23 protein-coding genes are annotated in these 23,778 nt (G+C 67.5%); 19 read left to right on the top strand and 4 right to left on the bottom strand.

The genetic code is table 11. The features are described 5' to 3' along the window. Positions 1-201: 201 nt before the first annotated feature. Positions 202-1,041, top strand: a complete 840-nt coding sequence (locus P3W85_RS10625; protein ID WP_276264756.1) for a universal stress protein — start codon at positions 202-204, stop codon at positions 1,039-1,041. A 119-nt stretch (positions 1,042-1,160) separates the two neighbouring features. Then, positions 1,161-1,805, top strand: a complete 645-nt coding sequence (locus tag P3W85_RS10620; RefSeq protein ID WP_276264755.1) for a BON domain-containing protein — start codon at positions 1,161-1,163, stop codon at positions 1,803-1,805. A 266-nt stretch (positions 1,806-2,071) separates the two neighbouring features. Here P3W85_RS10620 and P3W85_RS10615 read toward each other — a convergent pair whose 3' ends face one another. Together P3W85_RS10615 and P3W85_RS10610 are read right to left on the bottom strand one after the other, a co-directional pair. After that, the gene (locus tag P3W85_RS10615; protein ID WP_017231261.1) at positions 2,072-2,314 is read right to left on the bottom strand and encodes a hypothetical protein; all 243 of its coding nucleotides are present in this window, start codon (positions 2,312-2,314) and stop codon (positions 2,072-2,074) included. Between the two features lie 147 nt (positions 2,315-2,461). Further along, complete coding sequence (locus P3W85_RS10610) at positions 2,462-5,197, bottom strand: bifunctional acetate--CoA ligase family protein/GNAT family N-acetyltransferase (RefSeq protein ID WP_276264754.1); 2,736 nt, start codon at positions 5,195-5,197, stop codon at positions 2,462-2,464. A gap of 317 nt (positions 5,198-5,514) precedes the next feature. On the opposite strand from P3W85_RS10610, the gene P3W85_RS10605 reads away from it, so the two are divergent. The 4 genes from P3W85_RS10605 to P3W85_RS10590 all read left to right on the top strand — a co-directional run bounded on the left by P3W85_RS10605 (position 5,515) and on the right by P3W85_RS10590 (position 8,106). Next, on the top strand, positions 5,515-5,895 hold the full coding sequence (locus P3W85_RS10605) for a TraR/DksA family transcriptional regulator (protein ID WP_017228473.1): 381 nt from the start codon (positions 5,515-5,517) through the stop codon (positions 5,893-5,895). A 148-nt stretch (positions 5,896-6,043) separates the two neighbouring features. After that, positions 6,044-6,676 (top strand): SagB/ThcOx family dehydrogenase, encoded by a 633-nt coding sequence (locus P3W85_RS10600; RefSeq protein ID WP_276264753.1) that lies wholly within the window; start codon positions 6,044-6,046, stop codon positions 6,674-6,676. Positions 6,677-6,730: 54 nt separating this feature from the next. Beyond that, positions 6,731-7,423, top strand: coding sequence for a dienelactone hydrolase family protein (locus P3W85_RS10595; RefSeq protein WP_430869523.1), 693 nt, complete (start codon positions 6,731-6,733; stop codon positions 7,421-7,423). Then, positions 7,420-8,106 (top strand): phosphoribosyltransferase, encoded by a 687-nt coding sequence (locus P3W85_RS10590; protein ID WP_276264751.1) that lies wholly within the window; start codon positions 7,420-7,422, stop codon positions 8,104-8,106. The genes P3W85_RS10595 and P3W85_RS10590 overlap by 4 nt, the downstream gene beginning before the upstream one ends. Positions 8,107-8,139: 33 nt before the next feature. On the opposite strand, the gene P3W85_RS10585 is transcribed toward P3W85_RS10590, so the two are convergent. Further along, entirely contained in the window at positions 8,140-8,424 is a 285-nt protein-coding gene (locus P3W85_RS10585; RefSeq protein ID WP_017224876.1) for a DUF1488 domain-containing protein, read from the bottom strand. Positions 8,425-8,777: 353 nt separating this feature from the next. On the opposite strand from P3W85_RS10585, the gene P3W85_RS10580 reads away from it, so the two are divergent. After that, entirely contained in the window at positions 8,778-9,893 is a 1,116-nt protein-coding gene (locus P3W85_RS10580) for a J domain-containing protein (RefSeq protein WP_276264772.1), read from the top strand. A gap of 124 nt (positions 9,894-10,017) precedes the next feature. Here the strand turns inward: P3W85_RS10580 and P3W85_RS10575 are convergent, their stop codons facing one another. Further along, complete coding sequence (locus P3W85_RS10575; RefSeq protein WP_017225497.1) at positions 10,018-10,407, bottom strand: nuclear transport factor 2 family protein; 390 nt, start codon at positions 10,405-10,407, stop codon at positions 10,018-10,020. Positions 10,408-10,710: 303 nt separating this feature from the next. On the opposite strand from P3W85_RS10575, the gene glnH reads away from it, so the two are divergent. The 12 genes from glnH to P3W85_RS10515 all read left to right on the top strand — a co-directional run bounded on the left by glnH (position 10,711) and on the right by P3W85_RS10515 (position 23,295). Then, a complete protein-coding gene (gene glnH, locus P3W85_RS10570) occupies positions 10,711-11,457 on the top strand; it encodes a glutamine ABC transporter substrate-binding protein GlnH (RefSeq protein ID WP_276264771.1) in 747 nt (248 codons plus the stop codon). Between the two features lie 25 nt (positions 11,458-11,482). Continuing rightward, on the top strand, positions 11,483-12,139 hold the full coding sequence (gene glnP, locus P3W85_RS10565) for a glutamine ABC transporter permease GlnP (protein WP_276264750.1): 657 nt from the start codon (positions 11,483-11,485) through the stop codon (positions 12,137-12,139). Beyond that, positions 12,136-12,864, top strand: coding sequence for a glutamine ABC transporter ATP-binding protein GlnQ (gene glnQ, locus P3W85_RS10560; protein WP_276264749.1), 729 nt, complete (start codon positions 12,136-12,138; stop codon positions 12,862-12,864). The genes glnP and glnQ overlap by 4 nt, the downstream gene beginning before the upstream one ends. A gap of 1 nt (position 12,865) precedes the next feature. Further along, positions 12,866-13,912 carry a C45 family autoproteolytic acyltransferase/hydolase gene (locus P3W85_RS10555; RefSeq protein ID WP_276264770.1) on the top strand — a complete coding sequence of 349 codons (1,047 nt, stop codon included), beginning with the start codon at positions 12,866-12,868 and terminating at the stop codon, positions 13,910-13,912. A 226-nt stretch (positions 13,913-14,138) separates the two neighbouring features. Then, the gene (locus P3W85_RS10550; RefSeq protein WP_276264748.1) at positions 14,139-15,107 is read left to right on the top strand and encodes a MurR/RpiR family transcriptional regulator; all 969 of its coding nucleotides are present in this window, start codon (positions 14,139-14,141) and stop codon (positions 15,105-15,107) included. A gap of 50 nt (positions 15,108-15,157) precedes the next feature. Further along, complete coding sequence (locus P3W85_RS10545; RefSeq protein WP_276264747.1) at positions 15,158-15,949, top strand: hypothetical protein; 792 nt, start codon at positions 15,158-15,160, stop codon at positions 15,947-15,949. A gap of 86 nt (positions 15,950-16,035) precedes the next feature. Beyond that, positions 16,036-18,321 (top strand): hypothetical protein, encoded by a 2,286-nt coding sequence (locus P3W85_RS10540; protein WP_276264746.1) that lies wholly within the window; start codon positions 16,036-16,038, stop codon positions 18,319-18,321. A gap of 334 nt (positions 18,322-18,655) precedes the next feature. Continuing rightward, positions 18,656-18,928 (top strand): DUF1778 domain-containing protein, encoded by a 273-nt coding sequence (locus P3W85_RS10535; RefSeq protein ID WP_276264745.1) that lies wholly within the window; start codon positions 18,656-18,658, stop codon positions 18,926-18,928. Continuing rightward, positions 18,925-19,482, top strand: coding sequence for a GNAT family N-acetyltransferase (locus tag P3W85_RS10530; RefSeq protein ID WP_346430257.1), 558 nt, complete (start codon positions 18,925-18,927; stop codon positions 19,480-19,482). Before P3W85_RS10535 ends, P3W85_RS10530 begins: the two co-directional genes overlap by 4 nt. A gap of 486 nt (positions 19,483-19,968) precedes the next feature. Beyond that, positions 19,969-20,745: a FadR/GntR family transcriptional regulator gene (locus tag P3W85_RS10525; protein WP_276264743.1), complete on the top strand. Its 777-nt coding sequence runs from the start codon at positions 19,969-19,971 to the stop codon at positions 20,743-20,745. Positions 20,746-20,852: 107 nt separating this feature from the next. Beyond that, positions 20,853-22,262 (top strand): amidase family protein, encoded by a 1,410-nt coding sequence (locus P3W85_RS10520; protein ID WP_276264742.1) that lies wholly within the window; start codon positions 20,853-20,855, stop codon positions 22,260-22,262. 28 nt (positions 22,263-22,290) lie between these two features. Next, entirely contained in the window at positions 22,291-23,295 is a 1,005-nt protein-coding gene (locus P3W85_RS10515; protein ID WP_276264741.1) for a Bug family tripartite tricarboxylate transporter substrate binding protein, read from the top strand. The last annotated feature ends 483 nt before the right edge of the window (positions 23,296-23,778 follow it).

The following is a 23,778-nucleotide window of genomic DNA, read 5'->3' as shown; positions in this document are numbered from 1 at the left end:
CCGGCGCCCGGCCGGCGCAAGCCACGGTGCAAGCGCAACCGGGCCGGCCTTCGCCCGCCACGCGACACAGGGCTTGCGCTGGATCAAGCCGCCCGCCTCCATCCGGCCGATACTGAGGTGGACCCGAGTGCTCCGGCATGGCCCTTGCCCTTGCCCTTGCCGCCACCAACTACCTGCCCGCCCGGTTTGTGGAGTTTCATCATGTCCTACGCCACCATCATGGTACTGCTCGATCCCAGCCGCAGGTCCCATCATCGGCTGGAGGTCGCCGCGCAACTGGCAGCCACGCACCATGCCGCGCTGATCGGCATGATTGCCAGCCAGCGCCCGGATCCGGCCTGGGTTTACCGGCTGCCCGACGGCGTGCGCTATCTGGCTGACATTCGCGCCAGGCACCAGCAAGACTGCGAGGTGGTGCGCCGCGCCTTCGACCGCGCGACCGAAGCGTTGCCGATCGCGGCGAAATGGCATGCTTTCGACGGGCATCCCCTGGCTATCGGCCAGCGCGAGGCACGCCTGGCGGACTTGCTGGTAGTCGGGCAGGACGATCCGGCGGACCCGGCCGCCTTCGTGGCGCAGGACTTTGTCGAGTCGATCGTGCTGGGCAGCGGCCGGCCTGTGCTGGCGATTCCCCGTGTCGGACGGTTTGCGGCCATAGGCAGCCGCGTGCTGGTGTGCTGGGACGGCGGCCGCGAGGCCGCGCGCGCGATCCTCGATGCGCTGCCGTTGCTGCGCAAGGCGCGGGCAGTGACCCTGGCTTGCTGCGCCGCGGCGGGCAACTCCGACGACGAATGGAGCGCACCGCCCGAGTACGCCGTGAGCTGGCTGGTGGCGCATGGCGTGAGCGCCGATGTGCAGCACCTTGCGCCCGCCGCGCGGGCCGATATCGGCGAGCGGCTGCTGTCGGCGGCGGCGGATGTGCAAGCCGATCTCATCGTGGCCGGCGCCTACGGACACAGCCGCTTCCGCGAACTGGTGCTGGGCGGCGTGACCAGAACGCTGCTGGACTGCATGACCGTTCCTGTGCTGTTCTCGCATTGACGGTGCCGGCCACCGCGCTTGACGCGTGTCAACGGGCGGTACCCGTGGCGCCTAAGCTGAGAGAGCGGCTGCGCCGGGGTGTGTCTGGCGCCGGTATCGTCAAGGCAAGGAGAGGACAGATGAAGACCGATCTGCAGATCAGGCAGGACGTAAGCGACGAACTCGACTGGGATCCTGCGATAGACGCCGCCTCGGTCGGCGTGGAAGTCAGTCACGGGGTGGTGACCCTGAGCGGCCACCTGCGCTCCTACACCGAAAAACTGGCGGCGGAACGTGCCGCCGAACGCGTGGCGGGCGTCAAGGCGGTGGTGGTGGAGCTCGATGTGCGGCTGCCCGGCGTGCATGACGACGAAGCCATCGCCGAAGCCGCCCGCGCAGCGCTGCAATGGCATGCGAGCCTGCCTTCGACGGGTATCAGGGTGCGGGTCGAGAAAGGCTGGATTTCGCTGGCAGGCGAGGTGGAATGGCCCTACCAGCGCGAACTGGCCGAGCGTTCCGTCAGCCATCTGCGCGGCGTGGCCGGCGTGCTCAACGAGATCACGATCAAGCCGCGCATCGCACCGCCGGACGTGGCCAGGCGGATCGAAGCGGCGTTGCAGCGGCATGCGGAACGCGAGGCGCGCCATATCCGCGTCGAGATACTGGGCAGCGTCGTGACGCTGGAAGGACGGGTGGATTCGCCGCAGGAACGGCAAGCGGCCATCGGCGCCGCGTATTCGGCTCCGGGCGTGACCAAGGTCATCGACAAGCTCGCGCTGTCCTGAGCCCGCGGCCCCGAGCTGCGGCATCGGCCAGGCGCTGCCTGACGCGAGCGGTTGTCCCGGCGCCCACCAGCTCCGGGCGCCCGCACCGGAAAGGCGGCTCCGGCGCGTACTCCAGCAGCAGTTCGATCTCCCTGGCCTGCGCCGCGCCGCGTATCAGCGCGACGACCTGCAATGCGAAATCGATGCCGGCGCTCACGCCGTCGCAGTATCGCGCCCTCTATGGCGAGTAGCCTGCGGTCTGCGTCGGCTTCATTTCGCCGGCCGGACTAGGCCAGTGACACCACGACCGTCTTGCTGATGCCGTGCTCGCGGACATCGATGGATGTCTCGTAGGCCATGCCCTTGTCCGTCGCCGCCAGGATTTCCCGCACATCGAGGCCGATGCCTGCGAGCGAACCCAGCGCGGATTCCGGCAGGAGCGTGTTGGCCACGCGCAGGACCGAGGTGGGAACGCTGAACGATGTCTCGTGCTTGCCGTCGACGAATTTCTCGACTTTCACTTTGGCCATGTTTCCTTTCCGTGCGATCGAATCGAATTGAATTGAATGCGTGGCAACGACGCGAATTTTCCTGATTCCAACTCTACGGTTTCGCCGCTCCGATCGGGAGACCCCCGTTCGTGGGGTACCCCGCGCCTGGCTGCTCGCGGACATGATTCATATTGCCACGGGCCGCGAGCCGTTACGCGGAGTCGCGTCGCCGGCATCCGGCTGCGCCAGCACCAGGCTCAGTTCAACGCCATCGCTGGCGGGCTGCCCGTTGCGTACCACATGGATGCCGCTGGTGCTGGCCAGCCTGAGCATCGCCGTATTGGTTGCCAGCGTGGTGCCCACCAGTTCCCGCGTGCCGCGCGCGCGGCAGTAGGCCACCAGCTTGTTCATCAGGAGGCCGCCGATGCCGCGGTGCTTGCAGTCGGAGCGCACGGCCACGGCGAACTCGGCGCGCAGGTTGTCGGGGTCGGTTACGGCCCGTGCTTCTCCCAGGATGGCCGGCTGGCCGCCATCCGCCGCGCCGATTGCGACGAATGCCATTTCGCGCGCGTAGTCGATCTGCGTCATGCGCGCGAGCTGGCTGTGGGCCGGCTGGCGGATCATGCAGAAGAAGCGCATATGGATATCCTCCGGCGTCATGGCGGCAAAGAATGCCTCGTATGCCGGCTCGTCTTCCGGATGCACCGGGCGCAGCAGCAGCGGTGCGCCGCGCCATGTCACCGTCTCCTCCAGCTCCTTGGGATAGGGACGTATCGCCAGGCGGGCGGCGCCTGGCTGCGCGGCCGGGGCCACGCCGATGCGTGCGTCGAGCGCGAGCACGCCGGCGCTGTCGGCCAGCAGCGGATTGATGTCCAGTTCGACGATCTCCGGCAGGTCGCACAGCAGTTGCGACAGCTGCATCAGCGTCTGGTACAGCGCGTCATGGTCGATCGCGGGCCGGTCGCGGTAGCCGGCCAGCAGTCCGGCAATGCGGGTGCGGCCGACCAGCTCCTTCGCCAGGTTGACGTTCAGCGGCGGCAGGGCGATGGCGCGGTCGCCGATGCGCTCGGCGGCCGTACCGCCCTGGCCGAACAGCACCACCGGCCCGAATACCGGGTCGGTGGTGGCGCCGAGGATCAGTTCGAACGCACCCGGCCGGATGATCATGCGCTGCACCGTGAACCCGTCCAGCCGGGCATCCGGCCGCTCGGCGCGGATGCGGGCCTGCATGCGTTCCAGGGCCTGCCGCAACTGGGCGGCCGACTGCAGGTCCAGCGCAACGCCGCCGACATCCGACTTGTGCGTGATGTCCCGCGACATGATCTTCGCGGCCACCGGAAAGCCGATGGCCTCGGCGGCGGCGACGGCGGCATCGATATCGCCGGCGGCGCGGGTTTCCACCACCGGGATGCCATAGGCTCCCAGCACCGTCCTGGCCTCGGGCTCGGTCAACATGGCGCGGCCGGCGGCCAGCGCCGCGCGGACGCACTGGCGTGCCCGTTCGCTGTCCGGCTCGGGGCCGGCCGCGACCGAGGGCGGCGTTTCCATCAGGAGTTCCTGGTTGCGGCCGTAGGCCACCGCCTGGAGAAAGCCGCGCACCGCCTGTTCCGGCGTGTCATAGGTAGGCAGGCCGGCATTGCGGCAGATCTGGCGGGCGCGCGACACGGCGTCTCCGCCCATCCAGCACGTGAAGACGGGCCGGGACGCCGCCGCCGGCGCGCCGGTGAGCGCCATGGCGATCTCGCTGCCGGGCACCATCGCCGTGGGCGCATGGATAAGCAGGATGGCGTCGCTGCCCGGGTCGGCCCCGAGTATCTTCAGGGTGTCGAGGTAGCGCTCGACGGGCGCGTCGCCGACGATATCGACGGGGTTGCCGTGCGACCGCGTGGGCGGCAGCGCCGCGTCCAGCTGCGCCACGGTGCCGGCGCCGGGCGCGGCTAGCCGGCCGCCGCCCAGGATCAGGGCGTCGGTGGCCATCACACCCGCGCCGCCACCGTTGCTCATGATCGCCAGGCGCTCGCCGGCAAGCGGCCGCGCGCGCGCCAGCGTTTCCGCCGCGTCGAACATTTCCTCGGTCGAGTGCACGCGCAGCATGCCGGCGCGGCGTATCGCGGCGTCGTAGATATCGTCGGCACCGGCCAGCGCGCCGGTATGCGAGGTGGCGGCCTTGGCGCCTTCCGGAACGCGGCCGGCCTTGATGATCAGCACCGGCTTGTTGCGCGCCGCCGCGCGCGCGGCGGACATGAACTTGCGGCCGGACCTGACCGCTTCCACATAGAGCAGGATGGATTGCGTGCCCGGGTCGCTGCCGAGGTAGTCGAGCACGTCCGCCAGGTCGATGTCGGCGCTGTCTCCCAGCGAGATGAAGTGCGAGAAACCAATCTGGCGCGATCTCGCCCAGTCAAGCACCGCCGTGGTCAGCGCGCCGGACTGCGAGACGAAGGCGAGCTTGCCGGGCAGGGCGGACGCATGCGCAAAGCTGGCATTCAGCCCCAGCCCCGGCACCATCAGCCCCACGCAGTTGGGGCCGAGGATGCGCAGCCGATACGGCCTGGCCGCGCCGAGCATCGCCTCCTGCCGCGTTTGCCGGCGGGCGCCGGACGCGTGCGCCAGTCCGGCGGTGAGGACCACCGCCGCCCGCGTGCCGCGCTCGCCGAGTTCGGCGATCAGGCCCGGCACGGTAGCGGGCGGGGTACAGATCACGGCCAGTTCGGGCACCTCGGGCAGCGCGGCGACGCAGCGGTAGCAGGGCCGGCCATCCAGCGCGCGGTATTTCGGGTTCACCGCATACACCGGGCCGCCAAAGCCGCCGGCGTGCAGGTTGGCGAACACGGTCGCGCCGACGCTGTGCGGGCGTTCGGACGCGCCGATCACCGCGACCGAACGCGGATGAAACAGATGCTCTAGGTTGTGGATGCTCATCGTGGTCGGGGCGGTTGCCGGGCAGGCCTCAGCATACGCGCTGGTTCAGGCCCGGGCTTGCGCCAGATCATGCTTGGGCAGTGCGCCTGGCGTCGCGTCATGGACGGCGGCGGGTATGCCGTCCCTGCCGCATCGCGGCGCTCGGGTGTTTCCGGGCTCACTCGCCGCGCAGCGGCGGCAGGCGCGCAACCCGCGCGGCCTGGCGTTGGTCTGAGTATTAACCAGGCGACGCGGCAACGCTTGATCCAGCGCAAACCGATCGCCCGGCGTCATCGCAGAATGGAATGGACGCGCATCGATGCGCGCAGGAGACCACGATGCCGGAATTGACCCAAGCGCAACGCAACAGCCTGGCCATTCTGCTGGATAGCCGGGAGGAACGGATCCGCGCCCAGATGGACGCGGCGAACGTTGCCCGCACCGTATCCGCGGGGCCCGAAGCGAGCGACATGGCGGATCTCGCCGAGCAGGGTGCCGAGGAGCGCATGGACGACGCCGTGGTGGATCACTACCGCGCGGAACTGGGCGATATCGCCGCCGCGCGGATCCGGCTGGCCAGGCAAACCTACGGCGTCTGCCTGGACTGCGGGGAGCCGATTCCGTATCCGCGCCTGCAGGCCTATCCGGCGGCCAAGCGCTGTACGCCGTGCCAGCGCCGGCACGAACACATGCATGCCGGGCCGGACGGCCGGCGCTGAACATGGCGCGGCCAGCTGTCTTTTCGCTGCCCGGGGTGTGCCGCATGCACGCCATCGCGGCAAGCTGGAGATCGGCTGGCCGAGCGCGGAGGATATGCTGCGCGTGCATCGGCACAGGGCCGGAGCGCGGCAATGCCTGGAGACCAGCATGACACATTCCATCGTGACACCCGATGCGGTTCCGGAGTACGTCGCGCTGCCTGCGCCGCAGATGGAAGGCGGCATGCCGCTGATGCAGGCCCTGCGCCTGCGGCGATCCACCCGCGGCTTTGCCGCGACGCCGCTGGCGCCGGCGATGCTCTCCGACCTGTTGTGGGCGGGGTACGGCATCAGCGATGCCAAAGCCAGCCACCGTACCGCGCCATCGGCGCGCAACTGGCAGGAGGTCGATTTGTACCTGGCGCTCGCCGACGGCCTCTATGCGCTGGAGCCGGCCGCGTGGCGCCTGCGCCTGGTGAGCGGCGAGGACGTGCGCGCGGCCACCGGGCTGCAGGACTACGTGGCGCAGGCGCCTCTGGACCTGGTATTCGTGGCGCGCCTGTCGAGGATGGATGAGCAGGCCAGCCTGGTGCGCCAGTTCTACATGGCGCTGGACACCGGCTACATCAGCCAGAACGTCTATCTGTTCTGTGCTTCCGCCGGCCTGGCTACGGTGGCGCGCGGCCTGCTGGACAGGCGGGCCATGGCCGCCGCATTGCGGCTCGATCCGGACCAGCGCGTGGTGCTGGCGCAAAGCGTGGGCTTTGCCGCCGCGGACCAGGGTCCGGATCACCGCGCATGATGGCCAGCGGGCATCCATGAGCGCGTCACGGCTTCACTGAATGGCGAGGACATGATGAACCTATCCATGCGACAGGAAATCGGCATCGAACTTGGCGGGGTGGTGTTGCCTGGCGATCTGGTTTGTCCGCCGCGCGCCACCGGGCTGGTGCTGTTCGCGCACGGCAGCGGCAGTTCGCGGCTCAGCCCGCGCAACCGCTACGTGGCCGGACATCTCAATCATGCCGGCATCGCAACGCTGCTGATCGATCTGCTGCTGCCGGAGGAGGACGTCGGGCTGGCGCAGCGTTTCAACATCGGCCTGCTGGCCCAGCGCTTGCAGGCCATTACCGACGCTGTTTGCGGCATGGCGCAGCCTGGTCAGCTGCGCCTGGGGTACTTCGGCGCGAGCACGGGCGCCGCGGCCGCCATCCGGGCGGCGACCATGGGCGGCGCCAGGTATCGCATCGATGCCGTGGTGTCGCGCGGCGGCCGCCCGGATCTGGCCGGCCATGACGCCCTCACGGCGTTGTCCGCGCCGACCTTGCTGATCGTCGGCGGTGCGGACACCGAGGTGCTGCACCTGAACCAGCGCGCGTATGGATGGATGTCCTGCGAGAAGCACTTCGAGGTCGTTGCCGGTGCCACGCACCTGTTCGAGGAGCCGGGCGCGCTGGAAGTGGTGGCGCGGCTGGCGGCCGGATGGTTCGCCACGCGGCTGGCCGGGCCGCGGCAGGATGCGCCAACCGGCGCACAGGAGACATCATGATGTTCCAGGACAGGGCGGACGCCGCCGCGCGGCTGGCCGATGCGCTTTCGACGTACCACGGCTCGCATCCCATGGTGCTGGCCATTCCGCGCGGGGCCGTACCGATGGGCAGGATCGTGGCCGACCGGCTCGGCGGTGAACTCGACGTCGTGCTGGTCAGGAAGCTGGGCGCGCCATGGCACGCCGAACTGGCGGTGGGCGCGGTCGACGAGAGCGGCTGGATCTATGTCACGCCGTTTGCCGAGGCGGTCGGCGCCAGTCCGGCGTATATCGAGGAAGAGCGCAATGGGCAACTGGCGCTGCTGCGCCAGCGCCGGGCGCTCTATACGCCCCGGCGCAGCGCGTATCCGCTCGGCGGCCGTACGGTCATCGTGCTGGACGACGGCCTTGCCACCGGCGCCACCATGATTGCCGCGCTGCACGCCGCGCGGCAGCAGCAGCCCGCCCGGCTGATATGCGCGGTGCCGGTGGCGGCACCGGACTCCCTTGCCTTGGTGCGGGGCCATGCGGACGAGGTGGTCTGCCTGTACGCGCCCGCCAGTTTTCGCGCGGTCGGCGAACACTACCAGGCGTTTGCGCAGGTCGACGATAGCGAGGTGGTGGCCTGCCTGGCCGGCGATGCGGCGGCCGGGCATCCCAAGCCCGCGCGTCCGCTGCGCCGGCAGCGTGGCGGCACGGCGTAGCGGGTCAGGCACCCGGCACGCGCCCGGCAGCGCTCACAGCGCGAAGCGGAAGTGCCCGCTATGCAGCACGATATTGTGCGACGCCGTGATCTCGAACAATTGCCGGGCCACGCCTTCGATATCCTCGCGATGCCCCTCGAAGGCCTGAAGCAGGTCTTCCGCCCGGTGCGAGCGGGCGCCGAAGTGGTCTTCCAGCGCCTCGGCGGTGATCGCGTAACTGGCCGGTGTGCCGTTCACGGTCACTGCGCATTCGAGCGAGAGATCGGCCGTGCAATAGGACGGGCTGCCTTTGGGAAAGACGATCTGTTTCGTGGTCATGGAGAAACCTCCTGGGGCGAGAGACAGGATAGCCAGGGCAGCAGCCGGCCCGCATGCGTGCCGCACCAACTACCTGCCAGTCTAGCCAGTACGGTTGCAGCCGCAAGCCCAAACAGGCGCGTTCCTGATGGCGGTCAAGCCAGCGCAAGGGACGGCGGATTCCCTTCCCGCTGCGCTGCCCAGCGCGGCCGCTTCGGAGCGGGATCGCGTTGGACGGATGGCGAGGACAAGGATGCCCGCAGTCGCCCCGCGCGAGGGCGGTTATCCTATGCACCGGGGAGGCCCGGGGTTCAGAAGCCGGATGCCGTGTCGTTAACCGGATTGCCGCCACTGTCCGAACTTGCCCGGTGCCAATGCACACTCACTACGACAACCTCAAGGTCTCGCGAGATGCCCCGCCGGAGGTCATTCGCGCCGCCTATCGAACGCTGAGCCTGAAATACCACCCCGACCGCAATCCCGACCAGCAGACGGCGCACCGCGTCATGAGCCTGCTGAACGCTGCCTACGAGGTATTGAGCGACCCTGCCAGGCGCGCCGAGCATGACGCATGGATTGCCGCGCAGGAGCGCAAGGAGGCGGCGCAGGCCACAAGGCAGGCGCAAGGGCGCAGGGCGGCGGCCCAGGATCCGCATGCGAATCCGGCAGCGCGGCCGCAGGGGCGTTCCCAGGCAGGGGCAAGCGCAGCGGCCGCCTCCGCTGCCGAGGCGCGAAGGAAGGCAGCGCAAGCCCGCGCGGAACAGGTCCGCCGGGCCGAAGACGCGGGGCGGCAGGCCGGTGACCGTGACGCGGCCAACGCGAGTCAGACCGGTACGGCAAAGGGAGCCTCAAGGAAGTTCGTCTACCTGCTGTACCTGCTCGTGGGCATCGCCCTGGTATCGTCCTTGAGCGAATGCGCCGGCACGGCACGCAATCAAGGCCAGCCCACGGCGACGGCGCCCCCGCTTCCCGGCGAGGTTCTGAATCCGCCGATGTCCGCTGCCCCCATCGCCACCGCGCCCGGGCAAGCTCTCGTGCCGGTCCCCATGCCGGTGCCGGCAGCGCGCGAACAGGGCTATGTGCGCCCATCCGCGACCCCGCTCGGGCACCCATGGCCGGACCGCTCGGGCTACCTGTCCGGCTATCCCGTGCTGCGTGCCAACGGGTTGTCCTCGCTGACCGTCAATAACACCGGGAACGCCTCCGACGTGTTCCTGAAACTGGTCTCGCTCGGCGCCGGCGGCGCACTTCCGGTCCGCTTCAGCCTGATCAGGAGGGGGACGTCTTTCAAGATGGAAAACATTGCCCCGGGCACCTACGACGTTCGGTACCGCAGCCTGGACACGGGCGCGATTTCAAGATCGGAGCGGTTCGTCCTGCAGGAAATCCGGCAGCCCGACGGGATCAGCTATGGTGACGTGCGGCTGACCCTGTACACGGTGCAGGGCGGCAATACGAAGACAGTGCCCATCTCCGAGCAGGAATTCTGAAGCCCGGGGGAAGGGCGTCGCGGCGACGAGTCCGCAAGTGATCCGGTGCGCAGCGACAAGCGCGCGAGAGGCAGGCCAGGCGCCGGGTGGCGGCGCCTGGTGCAACGCAGGACCGCGCAGCCGGCTATTTCTTCGGCGGCGCCGCGCTGAAGGTCTTGTTGACGATTTTCCAAACGCCGTCGATTTCCAGCAGCGTCATGTAATCGGTGAAGGTCACTTCCGGATACTCCAGTACGACCTTGGCGGTGCCGGCGTTGCCGGTAACGTCGAAATGGGTGATGAAGCGCTTGCGCTGCGCCTCATCGGCCGCGGGCTGACCCTGGAAACGCGCGGAAAACGCATCGACGCTCAAGGCATGCAGCGCGCCGTCGCGAAACGAGACGATTCGGGCATCCGGATGAAAGGCCTTGCGCATGTAGGCGGCATCGCCGGTGATATGCGCTCTCAGGTAATTCTCGATCGGCTCGAGTGCCGCCGTATGTTGCGATGTCAGGCCGGAATGGCTGAGTGTCATGTCGTCTCCAGATCAAGGAATCCGCAGGGCAGTGTCTCTGCGCTGCGGGGTTTGAGTTTTTATTGCACCCCATTATTGCATACAATTTTATCGGCAAGGCGGCTCGCCGTATTCGATCGGCGGCGGATCCGGCAGCCGTAGGATAGCCACCCGCCTGCCGGCCCCTGGCCCCCGGGCATCGGGGAAACCCGAGGTTGCAACCTCCTTTGCGACATCGCACAATAAGCAAATAGATTTGCATTGACGGTTTTTGTGCAAATTTTGTTGCGGGAATTCCGGGTCTTCTCAAACAAAGGCACCCCTATGAAATTTTTGGCAAAGCTGATAGCGGCCGTGCTCGCCGCGGCCTCCCTGGCGGGCCATGCTGCGCGCGCGGAATCGTTGCTGGTCGCGGTGGATACGGCGTTCGTCCCGTTCGAGTTCAAGCAAGGCGGAAAATACGTTGGCTTCGACATCGATCTGTGGGACGCCGTGGCAAAGGAGCTGAAGCTCGATTACAAGCTGCAACCGATGGACTTCATCGGCATCCTGCCGGCCTTGCAAACCAGGAACGTGGACGTTGCGCTCGCGGGGATCACCATCAAGGAGGAGCGCAAGAAGGTCATCGACTTTTCGGATGGCTATTACGACAGCGGCTTCACGCTGATGGTTTCGGCATCCAGCCCTATCAAGGGGGCCGAGGAACTGAAAGGCAAATCGCTCGCCCTCAAGACAGGCACCTCGGCCGCCGACTACGCCAAAGCCAACTTCCCCGGCACGGAGCTGCGTTTGTTTCCGAACATCGATAACGCTTACCTGGAGCTGGAAGCCGGGCGCGTGGACGCTGCGATGCATGACACGCCCAACATCCTCTATTACATCTCGACAGCGGGCAAGGGGAAGGCCAGGGCGGTCGGCGCGCGCATGATGGCGCATCAGTACGGTATGGCCTTTCCCAAGGGTAGCCCCCTGGTGCCGAGGGTGAACGCGGCGCTGGCGAATATAAAGGCGGATGGCCGTTACGCGGTGATCTATAAGAAGTGGTTCGGCAGCGAGCCGCCGAAGCCCTGAGCATGACGGACTCCGGAGCCTGAATATGCAATTCGATCCATCGGTCGTCCTGGAGGCGCTGCCGGCGCTGTTGCAGGGAGCCAGGCTGACGGTGCTCATCGCGGTGGCCGGCCTTGCCGGCGGGGTGCTGGTCGGCCTGTGCTTCGGCCTGATGCGGACCTACGGCAACAGCCTTGCGCAAAAGATCGGCTTCGCCTACGTGGAGCTGGTGCGCGGCACGCCAATCGTCGTGCAGGTGATGTTCATCTACTTCGCCCTGCCTGTCCTGCTTGGCGTGCGGGTTGACGCGATGACGGCGGCGGTGGCTTCCATCATCGTCAATGCCGGCGCCTATATCGCGGAGATCGTACGCGGCGCGTTGCTGTCCGTGCCCCGCGGCCTGCGCGAAGCCGGGCTGGCGCTGGGCATGCCCAGGTGGCGGGTACTGGCCTTCGTTGTCGGCCCGGTGGCCATCCGGAGAATGACACCGGCGTTGGGCAACCAGTTCATCGTCAGCGTGAAGGACACGTCCCTGTTCATCGTCATCGGGGTGGGCGAACTCACGCGCCAGGGCCAGGAGATCATGGCCTCCAACTTCCGGGCCGTCGAGATCTGGTCAGCGGTGGCGTTCATCTACCTGTGCCTGATCGGCACAATCACCTTCGCGCTGCGTACGATGGAAAAGAGGATGCGCATACTATGAGCATGGTGGAATTCGCCGGCGTTACCAAGCGGTTCGGCAACACAGTGGTCCTGGATGGCGTCAATCTGAACATCCGGCAGGGAGAGGTGGTTGTCTTGATCGGGCCGTCGGGCTCCGGGAAGTCGACACTGTTGCGGTGTATCAATGCACTGGAGCAGATTGACGGTGGCGACCTGCGCGTCGACGGCATCAGCGTGCTCGGCGGGCCGCGAAAGGTTCGCGAGATCCGCCAGGAGGCTGGGATGGTCTTCCAGCAATTCAACCTCTTTCCGCAAATGACGGCGCTGGATAACGTCGCCTTCGGGCCGCGCCAGGTGCGTCGCACGGCGAAGAATGAGGCGCAGGCGCTCGCACGCGAGCTGCTCGCCAAGGTTGGCCTGGCCGAGCGGGCAAGCCATTATCCCGGCGAGCTGTCCGGCGGCCAGCAGCAACGCGTGGCGATTGCCCGCGCACTGGCGGTCAGGCCCAGGCTGATGTTGTTCGACGAGCCGACGTCCGCGCTCGATCCGGAATTGCGCCAGGAAGTGCTGCGCGTCATGCAGTCGCTGGCGGAGGAGGGCATGACGATGGTGGTTGTCACGCACGAGATGGCTTTCGCGCGCAAGGTCGGGACGCGGCTGATTTTCATGGAACACGGCTGTATCACGGTAGACGGGCGCCCGGCCGAGTTGCTGGACAACCCGCCCAACCAGCGTCTGCGTGACTTCCTTCAACACGTTGAATAACATGCCGGCACTTTCCTACCTGAAGATTGGCGATTCTCCTTTCGAGGCGGGCCAGGCGCTCGGCCGCTTCGGCGCGGCGGCCGTTCATGGCCACCTGCTGCACACCAGGGCCTGGCGCAGCGTCATGCAATGGCGGGGCAGCGCGGCGGCCGCCACGATGGCCGCACTGGTGCGCGACCGCTTCCCGGGCATCTGGTCGGAACTGGAAGGGCTCGCGGCGGGACTGCGCCTGCCGCTCGATGAGGTGTTCCTCTGGAACTGCCGGGGCGATCTATGGGCGATGGCCCCGGACGGCTGCACGACCGTGCAGCTTCCGGGGGATCTGTGCCAGCGGATCAGCCACAACGAGGATGGCGACCCCGGATTCGCGGGCCATTGCGCGATCGCGGAATGCGCTATCGCCGGGCGCCCATCCTTCGCTTCGTTCGTGTATCCCGGTTCGTTGCCCGGCCATGCCTTCGCCGCGACGGACGCGGGCCTCGCCATGACCGTCAACAACCTGCGTGCGCTCCAGGTGACCCCGGGCGTTCCCCGCATGGTGTTGACACGCGCGATGCTCGACGCCCCCACGCTGAATGACGCCCTTGCCGTGCTGCGGGATGCGCCGCGCGCGGGCGGCTTCCACCTGACGCTGGGACACTGTCAAAGCCAGCGGATTCTCAGCGTGGAATTCAGTTCCGAAGCCTGTTCGGTGCTTGACATCGAAACGCCCTCGATGCACGCGAATCACGCGATTCACCCTGCCATGCGCGACCTGCCGCAAATCATCACCGGGTCTTCCCGGCACCGGCAGAGCCGGGGCGACGCCATGCTCGCGCAAGCCCGGACGCAGGGGCGAGCCGTGGATCCGCTGGCGATCCTTGCGGATGCCATGGATGCCGAGTTTCCGATCTACCGGAACGACCCGGCGGACAGCGATGACGAGAACACGATGGCGACGGCCGATATCCTGATTCACGCCACCCATATCGATTGGCAGGTCTACGAAGATCGCCAGGAACCCGCACGGTTCCGGATCTCCAACGGACGCGTGCAATCGCATCCTTGACCTTGAGTCGCGGGCTCGTCGCGCACCAGCCTGGCGTGGCGCTGTCGCAGGCATGCGTCATACGTCTGGATGCGACCGGAGCGGCGCAGGCGGCCTCCCGCCGGGGCGGGTGCCGAGCCTTGCAGCATTCGCGCACTGTGCACTCCCGATGCCCAGGTCCAGGCAAGGTGTTTACAATGGCGGGCTCAATTGATCCCACATGACGCCGCCTGGCTTCGGATGACCCATGGACACGCGCAAACGTACTGCAGATCGATCCGCGGCCGAGGAGGATGCCCACGGCTCGCCGCCGCGCACGGTCGAAGGGCTGCGCAATCTGGCGGTCAGCATTGGCCGCGATGAGGGTGGCGTCACCCTGGGCGCGAAAGCCCATGCAGTCCTGGCAAAGCTGGTCGAGCGGCCGGAGGAAGTCGCCGTCCGCAAGATCACCGACCTCGCGGAGTCGCTTGGGGTCAACGCATCGACGCTAACGCGGCTCGCGACGAAGCTGGGCTATGGCGGCTTCGTCGACTTCCAGCGCGTCTTCCGCGACAGCCTGGCCCAGCAGCATCGCCATTTCTATAGCCAGCAGGCGGGGCGGCTGGTGGAGCGGGCGCAGGGCCTTCGCGCGCCCGGGGCGGCACCGGAAATCGACACCGTGGTGCAGTTGGCGCGCGAGTCGATCGACAACGTCGAGGCCTTTCTGGCCCAGCTATCGGCAGCGGACCTGCGTGCCGCCGCCAAGTTGCTGGCCAGCGCCCGGCGCGTGAGGATCCACGGGCTGCGGCAGTTTGGTGCCCTGGCCAGTTTTCTCAGCTACGGGCTGGGCATGATCCGCACCGATGTCGGGCTGCTGGATGCACAGGGCCTGGGGGTTGCCGAAGGCCTTGCCCAACTGCAGCGTGGCGACGTGGTTGTGGTTACCAGCGTTTCGCCCTACACCCGTGGTGTCGCCGAAGCGGCAATCGCCGCGGCCGAAGCAGGACTCACCGTGATCGCGATTACCGACACCCGGGCTTCGCCGCTGGTCGCCCCGGCGCGCCACGCCTTCTTTATTCCGCATGACAGCAGCTTCTTCAGCAACAGCATGGGCGCGTATATGGTGTTCTGCGAAGGACTGCTGAACCTGGTGGCCACCCATCTGGGCAAAAGTTCGCTGCAGGCGCTCGAACGTCGCGAGCGCTTCATCGCGGATCTGCGGATCGAGTGGGACTGAATGCCGCCCCATTCGGATGTCAACGCCATTGGCTGATATCGACGCGGGCGATGGCCGCTCGCGCTGACCCTCCGCGCTGGCTGGCCTTGTGGCTGGCGGCGTGTCTGCTGATGCCTTCGCACGGCGGTGCGGCGGCTGGTGCCGCGCCGGTCTACCTGTGGGCCTGGGACCGTGCCGAAGACCTGCGCTGGCTGCAGGATGGCACCCCACGCGATGCCAGGCGCTATGGTGTCGCCTACTTCGCCGTGCAGTTCGATGCCGATGGCGACAATCTGCGTGCCACCTGGCGGCGTGCGCCGCTGCGCGTCGCCACGGGCACGCCGCTGCTGCCGGTGCTGCATATCGAGGCGTTCTCGGCCCGTCACGCGGCGCTGTTCAACGACGTGGCGCTCGCCAACTGGACCCGCGCGCTGGCGCAGGCCATCGCACGGCTGGGCACGCCGGCTGTGCAGATCGATTTCGAAGCCCGCGCCTCGCAGAAGGATTTCTACCGGGCTTTGCTGGCTCGCCTGCAACAGCAGTTGCAAGGGCGCGTACGCCTGTCCGTAACGGCGCTGGCCTGGTGGTGCAGCGATCCGGCCTGGCTGGCCAGCCTGCCGGTGGATGAGGTGGTGCCGATGTTTTTCCGCATGGGCGCCGGCGAGCGCGCCCACTGGCGCGCCAGGCTGGCCGGTCCGGCTACGCTGCCCGCGCCCTGCCGCGCGGCTGCCGGGGTTGCGCTGGATGAGCTGCAGGCGCTTGGCCGCCCGGCTGCCGGAGACCGCCGGCGCTGGTATGTGTTCGTGCCGGCATCGTGGCGGCGCGAGCATGTGGAGGTTCTGGGACAATGGTTGCCGCCATGAGGTTCCGGCCATGGACCATCCGCTTGACCGATGCCTGGCTGCCGTGATGGACACAGCGGCCCCGAATGATGCTGGAGCTTGTCGATATGCCCGTTTTCTTGCCCATCTTTTCCCCTCTGCATTCCGCCCGGCCCAAGCGCCGGCCGCACTCTTTGCGCCTGCTGGCGCTGCTGCCGCTGGCCGCCGCATTGTTGTGCGGCGGCGCCCGCGCCTCTGGCGGCGGCGAGATGTCCACGCTGGTCGCCACCTCGCGCATCCAGCCGGAGAAGGCCGCCTTGCCGAAATACATGGACGGCCACCTGGGCGTGCTGTGGCCCGGCTATGCCGCGCCGTACCTGATGCTGGCTTACCGCCAGATGCTGGGGCTGCCGCCGCTGTCCGACGAGGACCGCAGCAGCCTGCTGGCCGGCAAGCTGGTGCAGGCCGACGACTACACCCGCACCCAAGCCGCGATCAAGGCCTGGATGCAGGCGCGCGCGAAAGCCGGTGTCGTGCAATCGGTGGAGGTTAGGCCCGGCGAGCGCAATACCATGGACTTTACCTACGCACCGAACTGTGGCGCCGCGGCCTTCGAAACCGCGGCCGCCACGCTGGCCAGGCGCAGCGCCGACCATGCCGACGCGCAGCAATGGGTCAGCACGTGGATCGCCGGGCAGGACGCGGTATTCGCCACCTGCTCCGCCGGCAAAGGCGCGGCGCAGCCGGCCTTGCCCGCACTGGCATCAGGCGCGCCACAGTGGCTGGAGCGCGATCGCCGCTATCAGCTGGCGTCGATGCAATTCTATGGTGGCGACTACGACGCCGCCGGCAAGTCCTTCACCGAGATCGCTGCCGATGCCGGTTCGCCCTGGCATGAGTGGGCCAGCTACCTGGTGGCGCGCAACTGGCGGCGCCAGCTGTTGGTCGACACCGCGCGGGCACGCGACACGCTCGGCGGGGACTGGTCCGGGCATCCGATGGCGGTGCGCCTGCACACGCTGGCGTCCAAGGCGCGCGACCCGGCGGTGCGTGCGGCAGCGGCCGACATGATCGACATGATCGAGTCGCGCGTGGTCCCCGGCGAGGTCTGGCAGCGCCGCTGGCAGGCCATGGACGGCCGCCAGCCACCGGCTTCGCTGCAGCAATGGTCGTCGGATATCCGCTGGCTGTGGGCGCTGATGCCGGCCGCCGGCTACGCCGACGACTGGCTTTATCTCACCGGCACCCTTAGCACCGACAGCATCTTCGCCGAACCCGAGCGCATCGCGCGCAGCCAGCAGCTGGTATTCGAGCGCTGGCAGCGTACCCGCGCCTTGCCGTGGCTGGCCAGCGCCGTGATGGTCGCACAGCCTGGCCAGCCGCACACCGCGCAGTTGGTCAAGGACAGCCGCGCGCTGCCGCAATCGAGCCCGCTCTACCTGCACTTTGCCTGGCATCGCGCGCGCCTGGCGCTGATGGCGCTACGTTATGACGAGGCGCGCGCCGAACTGACCCGCGCCGCGCCACTGCTGCCGGAAGAGGGGCTTGGCACGCGCCAGCTGTTCGGCTCGCTGGCGATGCGCGCGGCATTATCGCTGGACGGCGTGGCGCAGAATTTCCCGCGCACGCCGCTTGGATTCGACGCCTACTATGGCAGCCGAGGTTTCACCGAAGATCTGCCCAAGGGCAGCGACAAGGGGCTCCTCGACCAGGACACGCAGGATTGGCTGTACAGCCAGTTCACTGCCGTGGAACTGCTGCGGCTGGGGACGGGAGGGGAGGCGGGGGCGACGGCGGCTGTCCCGCCCACGCCTGCGGCCTCGGTGGCAGCATCGCCGCCGCTGGCGCGCGGCCTCAAGGTGCGGCTGCTCAGCGAAGCCTGGCAGCGCGCCGCCATGACCGGCCAGGCCGCCGTGGCCGCCGAGGCCCTGCGCGCCTGGCAGGCCGAGAGCGACAGCAGGAACCTGCAGGCTGCCGTGCAGGCAGCCGACCCCGCCGAGCAGCGCTACTTGCTGGCGCGCATGATGCTGCTCAAGGAAGTGCCCGGACTTGGCCGCGCCGAGTGGATGCAGCGCAGCTACTATTCGCAGGCGATGTTCACCGATGGCAAGGCCGGCTTCAAGCCGCTGTCCCAAGTGCCACCGGCCTTCCACGATGCGGCCGCGGCGCGCGACGCCGCCGCGCAGCTCAAGCGCTACCAGGACCTGAGCACGACCGAATGGATGGGCCGGCAGATCCTGCCCTACATCAGCGCCAACCCGCGGCTGCCGGAAGGCGCCACGGTGCTGGCGCGCCTGGTGAGGCAGTCGCGCTATGGCGAGCGCCATACGCCCACCTCGCGCAGCGCCTTCACCTTGCTGCACAAGCTGTACGCCAAGAGCCCGGAAGCGGCCGACACGCGCTATTTCTATTGATGGAAGCAGGGCCGCCGTCCATTCTTTGCACGGCGCTTTTACGCTTCCGGGTACGGTCGAGACACTTCGCCGTTCCGAAGCGTGGATCCTCTGTTTCTTGCCGCAATTTCCGCGGCGCTCGCAGCCGCGGCGCCCTGGGTATGGATGACGAAGCTGTAGTTGCCGCCGTCGATCGCGGCAAGCACCGCACGTGCACTGGCAAGGTCCTCCGCGGGGTGAGTATTCCGTCGCAATTCTGCCATGGCCAGAATCGCTCGCCATCATCGTGTGTTGACAATCGCTATACGTCATCCTGCCATGTGTATCTATTGTCATCACATCAAAGGGGAAGCCCATGCGTGACGCCGCCATCAACTTACGTGCGCTGCCCGAGCAGCGCGACCTGATCGACCACGCCGCTAGTCTGCTGGGAAAGAATCGCTCGGATTTCATGCTGGAAGCTGCGTGCGAGCGCGCAAGGGCTATTCTGCTGGGTCAGGTCTTTTTCAGCCTGGACGAGAGCCGGTTCCGGCAGTTCACTGCGTTGCTCGACTCGCCACAAGACGCCAATCCTGGCCTTGAACGCCTGATGGCCATTAAGGCTCCGTGGAGCACGGGCAAGGTGTGAGCATGCAGCTGTCAGCATCACGGTCGCGTGCCGCGACGCATCGACTCGATGGGTTCCATTGCGGCGAACCATCGCTGGACGATTGGCTAAAGCGGCGTGCATTGACCAACCATCTAAACGGGGCCAGCCGCACCTTCGTCGTGGTCGATCCCGACCAGTGCGTGTTTGGGTATTACGCTTTGGCAGCGGGCGCCGTCACGCACCGGGAGGCCCCCAGCACAGTCCGGCGCAACATGCCCGATCCGGTGCCGGTGATGGTGCTTGCAAGGCTCGCTGTCGATGCTCGCGCCCGAGGCAACAAGCTCGGCGCAGCCTTGCTCCAGGATGCGGTAACCCGTGTGCAATCTGTTGCCGAGAATGTCGGTGTTCGAGCGTTGCTCGTCCATGCGTTGAATGCGCGCGCAAAGCAGTTCTATGAGCATTACGGTTTTCGAGCATCGCCAATGCATCCCATGACCTTGATGCTCCCGCTGAAAGCACGTGCGGCGCTTGGTCCTGAAGAATTCCAACCGAGGCCGCTGTCGCCTGGCTATACCGGCGACGCTGGAGCATAGAGAATCTGTGTCAGCGGCTGGAATCGGTGCTCAACAGTGAGATTCGTTGAGCCAACCGCGCGCGGCGCTGCATCCAACTGCCGGGCAGCATCACGCAGCGATCGGCTTCCGGCCAGCGGATGCCCTTCCAGGCGCCGATGGCAACCCGCTGCCAAGCGCTGGCGCAGTGCTGTGAAACGCCCCGGCCAGTTGCGTGGACAGGGGCCGGCCATAGTGGTCGATGTCATCCGCTCCCAGCGCCGATAGCGCGTACCGCACCGTTGCCGCGCCGGTGATCTCACGGTGCTTGCTCGCCGTCAATTGCCTATCAAGCAGATGATAGCCGTGCCCCTGATTGTAGAACTCGCCGCCGCAATCTGCGGCGAGGGCGCCCTGCCGGCGCCGGGCCACGCTGCGGGGAATGCCAGCGCAGGGAATACCCGTATTGGAAGAACCATCCAGCCGATCATAATTCTGATAATTATGATCATAAATAGGCTGTCAGCGATGTCCAAGGAAGCCAAGCCCAGGATCTCGGGCACGCGGCGCGTCAAGCGCTCCGACCAGGTGGTCGCCGACATCAAGCGCTGGATCGTCCAGACGCAGCAGAAGGTGGGGGACAAGCTGCCACAGGAGGCGGCCCTCATCGAGCAGATGGGCGTGGCGCGGGGGACCGTGCGCGAGGCGCTGGCCGCCTTGCAGGTGCAAGGCCTGGTGACCGTCAGCACCGGGCCCAACGGCGGCGCCACGCTGGCGCAGCCCTCGTACGACCGCTGCCTGGAGGCCGTCTCCAACTTCCTGTACTTCCAGCCGGTCGATATCGCCACGCTGTACGCCCTGCGCCGCGCGGTGGAGCCGGAACTGGCGGCCAACGTCACGCCGCGCCTGACCGACGCCGACCTGGCTGAGCTCGATGCCCTGATCGGCCTGAGCCATCCGGCGCACGGCGGCAGCGCGGACTGGAACGAGCGGCGCGAAGCGGACCTGCTGTTTCACGACCGGCTGACCGATGCGTGCAGCAGTCCCATGCTGGCGCTGTTCTGCCGCCTGCTCAACGACATCATCCGGCGCGTGATCGTGGTGCGCAATGCGCAGCAAAGCTTCGACCGCTTCGACGATGAAATCCTCCACAGCCACTCGGACCTGATGGACGCATTCCGCGCCCGCGATGCCGATCGCGCCCGCGCGCTCATGCACGCGCATATGGAGCACGCCGAAGCCCTCGCCCTCGAGGCCGAATCACGCGTCGACCGGGGAAGCCTGCTGATGAACCCGAGCGACTAACCCGCCGCCGCGCGGGCACGGCCCGCCGGCACCCACCGTCCGCCTCTCCGAACTCCCACCATGCATGGGGGGCGGGATCCCTTTTGCCCGACATCCTGGAGTCCCACGTGAACACCCCCGAAACGCTGTGGCGCTGGAGCGCCGTCGACATCGCCGCCGCCGTGCGCAGCCGCGACATCTCTTGCCGCGAGGCTACCGCCAGCGTGCTTGCACGCATCGCGCAGCTCAACCCGCGCATCAACGCGCTGGCCGAGGTGCTGGCCGAGCAGGCGCTGGCCAGCGCCGATGCGGCTGACCAGCAGGTTATGAGCGGCGCGCCACTCGGCCCGCTGCACGGCGTGCCGGTCACCATCAAGATCAACGTGGACCAGGCAGGGCACGCCACCACCAACGGCGTGATCCCGCTGAAGGACAACATCGCGCGCGAAGATGCGCCCGTGGTGGCGCACTGGCGCAATGCCGGCGCCATCATCGTCGGCCGCAGCAACACCGCCACCTACTCGTCGCGCTGGTTCACGGACAACGGCCTGCACGGCCGCACGCTCAACCCCTGGGATGCGGATATCACGCCCGGCGGCTCCAGCGGCGGCGCTGCTGCCGCGGTGGCTTGCGGCATGGGCGCGCTGGCGCACGGCAACGACATCGGCGGCTCCATCCGCTATCCGGCCTATGCCTGCGGCGTACCCGGCTTGCGGCCGACGATAGGCCGCGTGCCCGCGTACAACCCCAGCGCCAGCGCCGAGCGCGGCATCACGCCGCAACTGATGTCGGTGCAGGGCGCCATGGCGCGCAGCATGGCCGACCTGCGGCTCGGCTATCACGCCATGGCGCGCCCCGACCCGCGCGATCCCGCCTGGGTCCCGGCGCCATTGGAACTGCCGCCGCCGGCGGGCCCGATCCGCGTGGCGCTGTTCAAGCATTGCCCGGGCATCCCCATCGACCCGGCGGTCGGCCAGGCGCTGGACAGCGCGGCGCAATGGCTGCAGCAGGCCGGCTACGCCGTGGAAGAAGCCGCCTTGCCCGACTTCCTCGAAGCCGCGGCGCTCTGGCGCACGCTGATCACGGACGACAGCCGCCGCAACATCATCGCGGGCGTGGAACACCACGGCGACGAAGCCATGCGCCGCAGCCAGCGCAACATGATCGACGGCATGGCGCAAACCAGCCGCGACGATTTCCTCGATGCGCTGGCGCGGCGCCAGGCACTGGCGCGCAACTGGTCGGTCTTCCTGCACGGCTACCCGCTGGTGCTGATGCCGGTGTCGTGGCAGCGCCCGTGCGCGCAAGACGCCGACCTCGGCTCGCTGGAACAGATGCATGCGCTGCTCGACGCCCAGAGCCCGCTGCTCGCCACGGCCATGCTCGGCATGCCGGGCCTCTCGGTACCCACAGGCATGGCCGGTGGCATCCCCGTCGGCGTGCAACTGATGGCGTGGCGCTTCAGGGAAGACCTGCTGCTGCAAGCCGGCCAGGTCATCGAAGACGCAGCGCGCTTCACCCCATTCACCGCCCTGTAATCCCCCGCAGACAAACCAGGAGCAACGCATGAACGACCACCACCCTCTCGATGCCGTGCGCCTCTCGCGCCGGTCCTTGCTGGCCGGCGCCGCCGCCGTCCTGTGTACCGGCAGCGTGCTCTCGCGCGCGGCCTGGGGCCAGACCGTGTCCCGCATCATCGTGCCGTTCCCCGCGGGCGGGCCGGCCGATTTCATGGGACGCCTGCTGGCGGAGAAGCTCAAGGACGCGATGGGCCGCACCGTCATCGTCGACAACCGTCCGGGCGCGGGCACCCGCGTGGCGGCGGAAGTCCTGAAGAACGCGCCCGCCGACGGCAATACCGTGCTGCTGGCGCCAGTGGATCCGATGTTCATCGGCCCGCTGATCTACAACAACATGCGCTTCAATCCCGTCACCGATTTCAAGGCGATCACCGACGTGGCCGGCGTGCAGTTCGGCCTGGCGGTCAATGCAAGCTCGCCGATCAAGACGCTCGCCGATTTTGTCCAGGCGGCCAAGGCCCGGCCCGCCGAGCATTCGATCGGCATCAGCACGGTCGGCACGCTGCTCCACTTCCTGGCGGTGGAATTCGTCGCCCAGTCCCACGCCGGCAGCACCCTGGTGCCCTATCGCGGGGGTGGCCCCCTGGTCACGGACCTGATGGGCAACCAGATTGCTGCCGGCATGGACGCCACCACCACCTTCGTGGAATACCATCGCGCCGGCAAGCTCCGCGTGCTGGCGGTGGCCGGCGACAAGCGCGCCGACGCGCTGCCCAACGTGCCCACGTTTGCGGAATCCGGATTCCCAGACCTGGTGACCGCGTCGCGCTACCTGCTGTACGCGCGCGCGGGCACCGCGCCCGACGTGGCCGCGCAGTGGGGAGACGCCGTGCGCAAGATCCTCGCCATGCCGGACGTTCGCGAGAAGCTGGGGCGCACCGGCTATGACCTGCTTTCCGGCGGTGCGCCGGATGAGGTTGCGCGGTATGCGAACGCCCTTGCCGCGCGCTGGACGCCGGTGATCAAGGCTTCGGGGTTCAAGGGGGATTGAGGAGGCGGCCGATTGCCTGCGCGGCGTCGCGGGCGCGCACGGGCTTGGCGCCGTGGCGGTTGACTGTCCGTTGACAGTTGCCAAAAGAAAAAGGGCCTAGCTTGCGCTAGGCCCTTCTTAATACTGGTGGCGAATCAGGGATACACCTTAAAACCAGAGCCGGGATAGGTATGTGCTTGATTTTGAAGGGTGCTGTTTCGTCAACAGGGAGCGAATCCGCGCGGTGTGCTACACCCCGGTGCTAGCTGTTGTGATTGAGGTTTCAAGCCTATCACGCTCTCCCGGCTACGTATAAGGATTCGCGTTTTAAAACCTGTCCCGCAGAAAACAGCTACCCCCTTCTGGGTTGTCTGTCTTCTCTAAGGGGGGCGCTTTTGAGGGCCGGTCACGCTACGTATAAGGTTAGGTTTAAAACCTGTTCCTACGACAAAAGCAACCCCTTGCGGTATTCGTTCTATTTCTAAGGGTTCGGTTTCTGAGGGG

Origin of the sequence: Cupriavidus basilensis (genome assembly GCF_029335485.1) — a bacterium.
Classification (GTDB): Bacteria; Pseudomonadota; Gammaproteobacteria; order Burkholderiales; family Burkholderiaceae; genus Cupriavidus; species Cupriavidus basilensis_E.
Note: the sequence above shows the minus strand (reverse complement) of the source record. Positions and strands in the feature narration are given on the sequence as shown.

What these genes read in the sequence shown, in the direction of transcription:
- P3W85_RS10625 (WP_276264756.1), top strand. Translation starts at nt 202, where the DNA reads ATGTCCTACGCCACCATCATGGTACTGCTCGATCCCAGCCGCAGGTCC.
- P3W85_RS10620 (WP_276264755.1), top strand. Translation starts at nt 1,161, where the DNA reads ATGAAGACCGATCTGCAGATCAGGCAGGACGTAAGCGACGAACTCGAC.
- P3W85_RS10615 (WP_017231261.1), bottom strand. Translation starts at nt 2,314, where the DNA reads ATGGCCAAAGTGAAAGTCGAGAAATTCGTCGACGGCAAGCACGAGACA.
- P3W85_RS10610 (WP_276264754.1), bottom strand. Translation starts at nt 5,197, where the DNA reads ATGAGCATCCACAACCTAGAGCATCTGTTTCATCCGCGTTCGGTCGCG.
- P3W85_RS10605 (WP_017228473.1), top strand. Translation starts at nt 5,515, where the DNA reads ATGCCGGAATTGACCCAAGCGCAACGCAACAGCCTGGCCATTCTGCTG.
- P3W85_RS10600 (WP_276264753.1), top strand. Translation starts at nt 6,044, where the DNA reads ATGACACATTCCATCGTGACACCCGATGCGGTTCCGGAGTACGTCGCG.
- P3W85_RS10595 (WP_430869523.1), top strand. Translation starts at nt 6,731, where the DNA reads ATGAACCTATCCATGCGACAGGAAATCGGCATCGAACTTGGCGGGGTG.
- P3W85_RS10590 (WP_276264751.1), top strand. Translation starts at nt 7,420, where the DNA reads ATGATGTTCCAGGACAGGGCGGACGCCGCCGCGCGGCTGGCCGATGCG.
- P3W85_RS10585 (WP_017224876.1), bottom strand. Translation starts at nt 8,424, where the DNA reads ATGACCACGAAACAGATCGTCTTTCCCAAAGGCAGCCCGTCCTATTGC.
- P3W85_RS10580 (WP_276264772.1), top strand. Translation starts at nt 8,778, where the DNA reads ATGCACACTCACTACGACAACCTCAAGGTCTCGCGAGATGCCCCGCCG.
- P3W85_RS10575 (WP_017225497.1), bottom strand. Translation starts at nt 10,407, where the DNA reads ATGACACTCAGCCATTCCGGCCTGACATCGCAACATACGGCGGCACTC.
- glnH (WP_276264771.1), top strand. Translation starts at nt 10,711, where the DNA reads ATGAAATTTTTGGCAAAGCTGATAGCGGCCGTGCTCGCCGCGGCCTCC.
- glnP (WP_276264750.1), top strand. Translation starts at nt 11,483, where the DNA reads ATGCAATTCGATCCATCGGTCGTCCTGGAGGCGCTGCCGGCGCTGTTG.
- glnQ (WP_276264749.1), top strand. Translation starts at nt 12,136, where the DNA reads ATGAGCATGGTGGAATTCGCCGGCGTTACCAAGCGGTTCGGCAACACA.
- P3W85_RS10555 (WP_276264770.1), top strand. Translation starts at nt 12,866, where the DNA reads ATGCCGGCACTTTCCTACCTGAAGATTGGCGATTCTCCTTTCGAGGCG.
- P3W85_RS10550 (WP_276264748.1), top strand. Translation starts at nt 14,139, where the DNA reads ATGGACACGCGCAAACGTACTGCAGATCGATCCGCGGCCGAGGAGGAT.
- P3W85_RS10545 (WP_276264747.1), top strand. Translation starts at nt 15,158, where the DNA reads ATGGCCGCTCGCGCTGACCCTCCGCGCTGGCTGGCCTTGTGGCTGGCG.
- P3W85_RS10540 (WP_276264746.1), top strand. Translation starts at nt 16,036, where the DNA reads ATGCCCGTTTTCTTGCCCATCTTTTCCCCTCTGCATTCCGCCCGGCCC.
- P3W85_RS10535 (WP_276264745.1), top strand. Translation starts at nt 18,656, where the DNA reads ATGCGTGACGCCGCCATCAACTTACGTGCGCTGCCCGAGCAGCGCGAC.
- P3W85_RS10525 (WP_276264743.1), top strand. Translation starts at nt 19,969, where the DNA reads ATGTCCAAGGAAGCCAAGCCCAGGATCTCGGGCACGCGGCGCGTCAAG.
- P3W85_RS10515 (WP_276264741.1), top strand. Translation starts at nt 22,291, where the DNA reads ATGAACGACCACCACCCTCTCGATGCCGTGCGCCTCTCGCGCCGGTCC.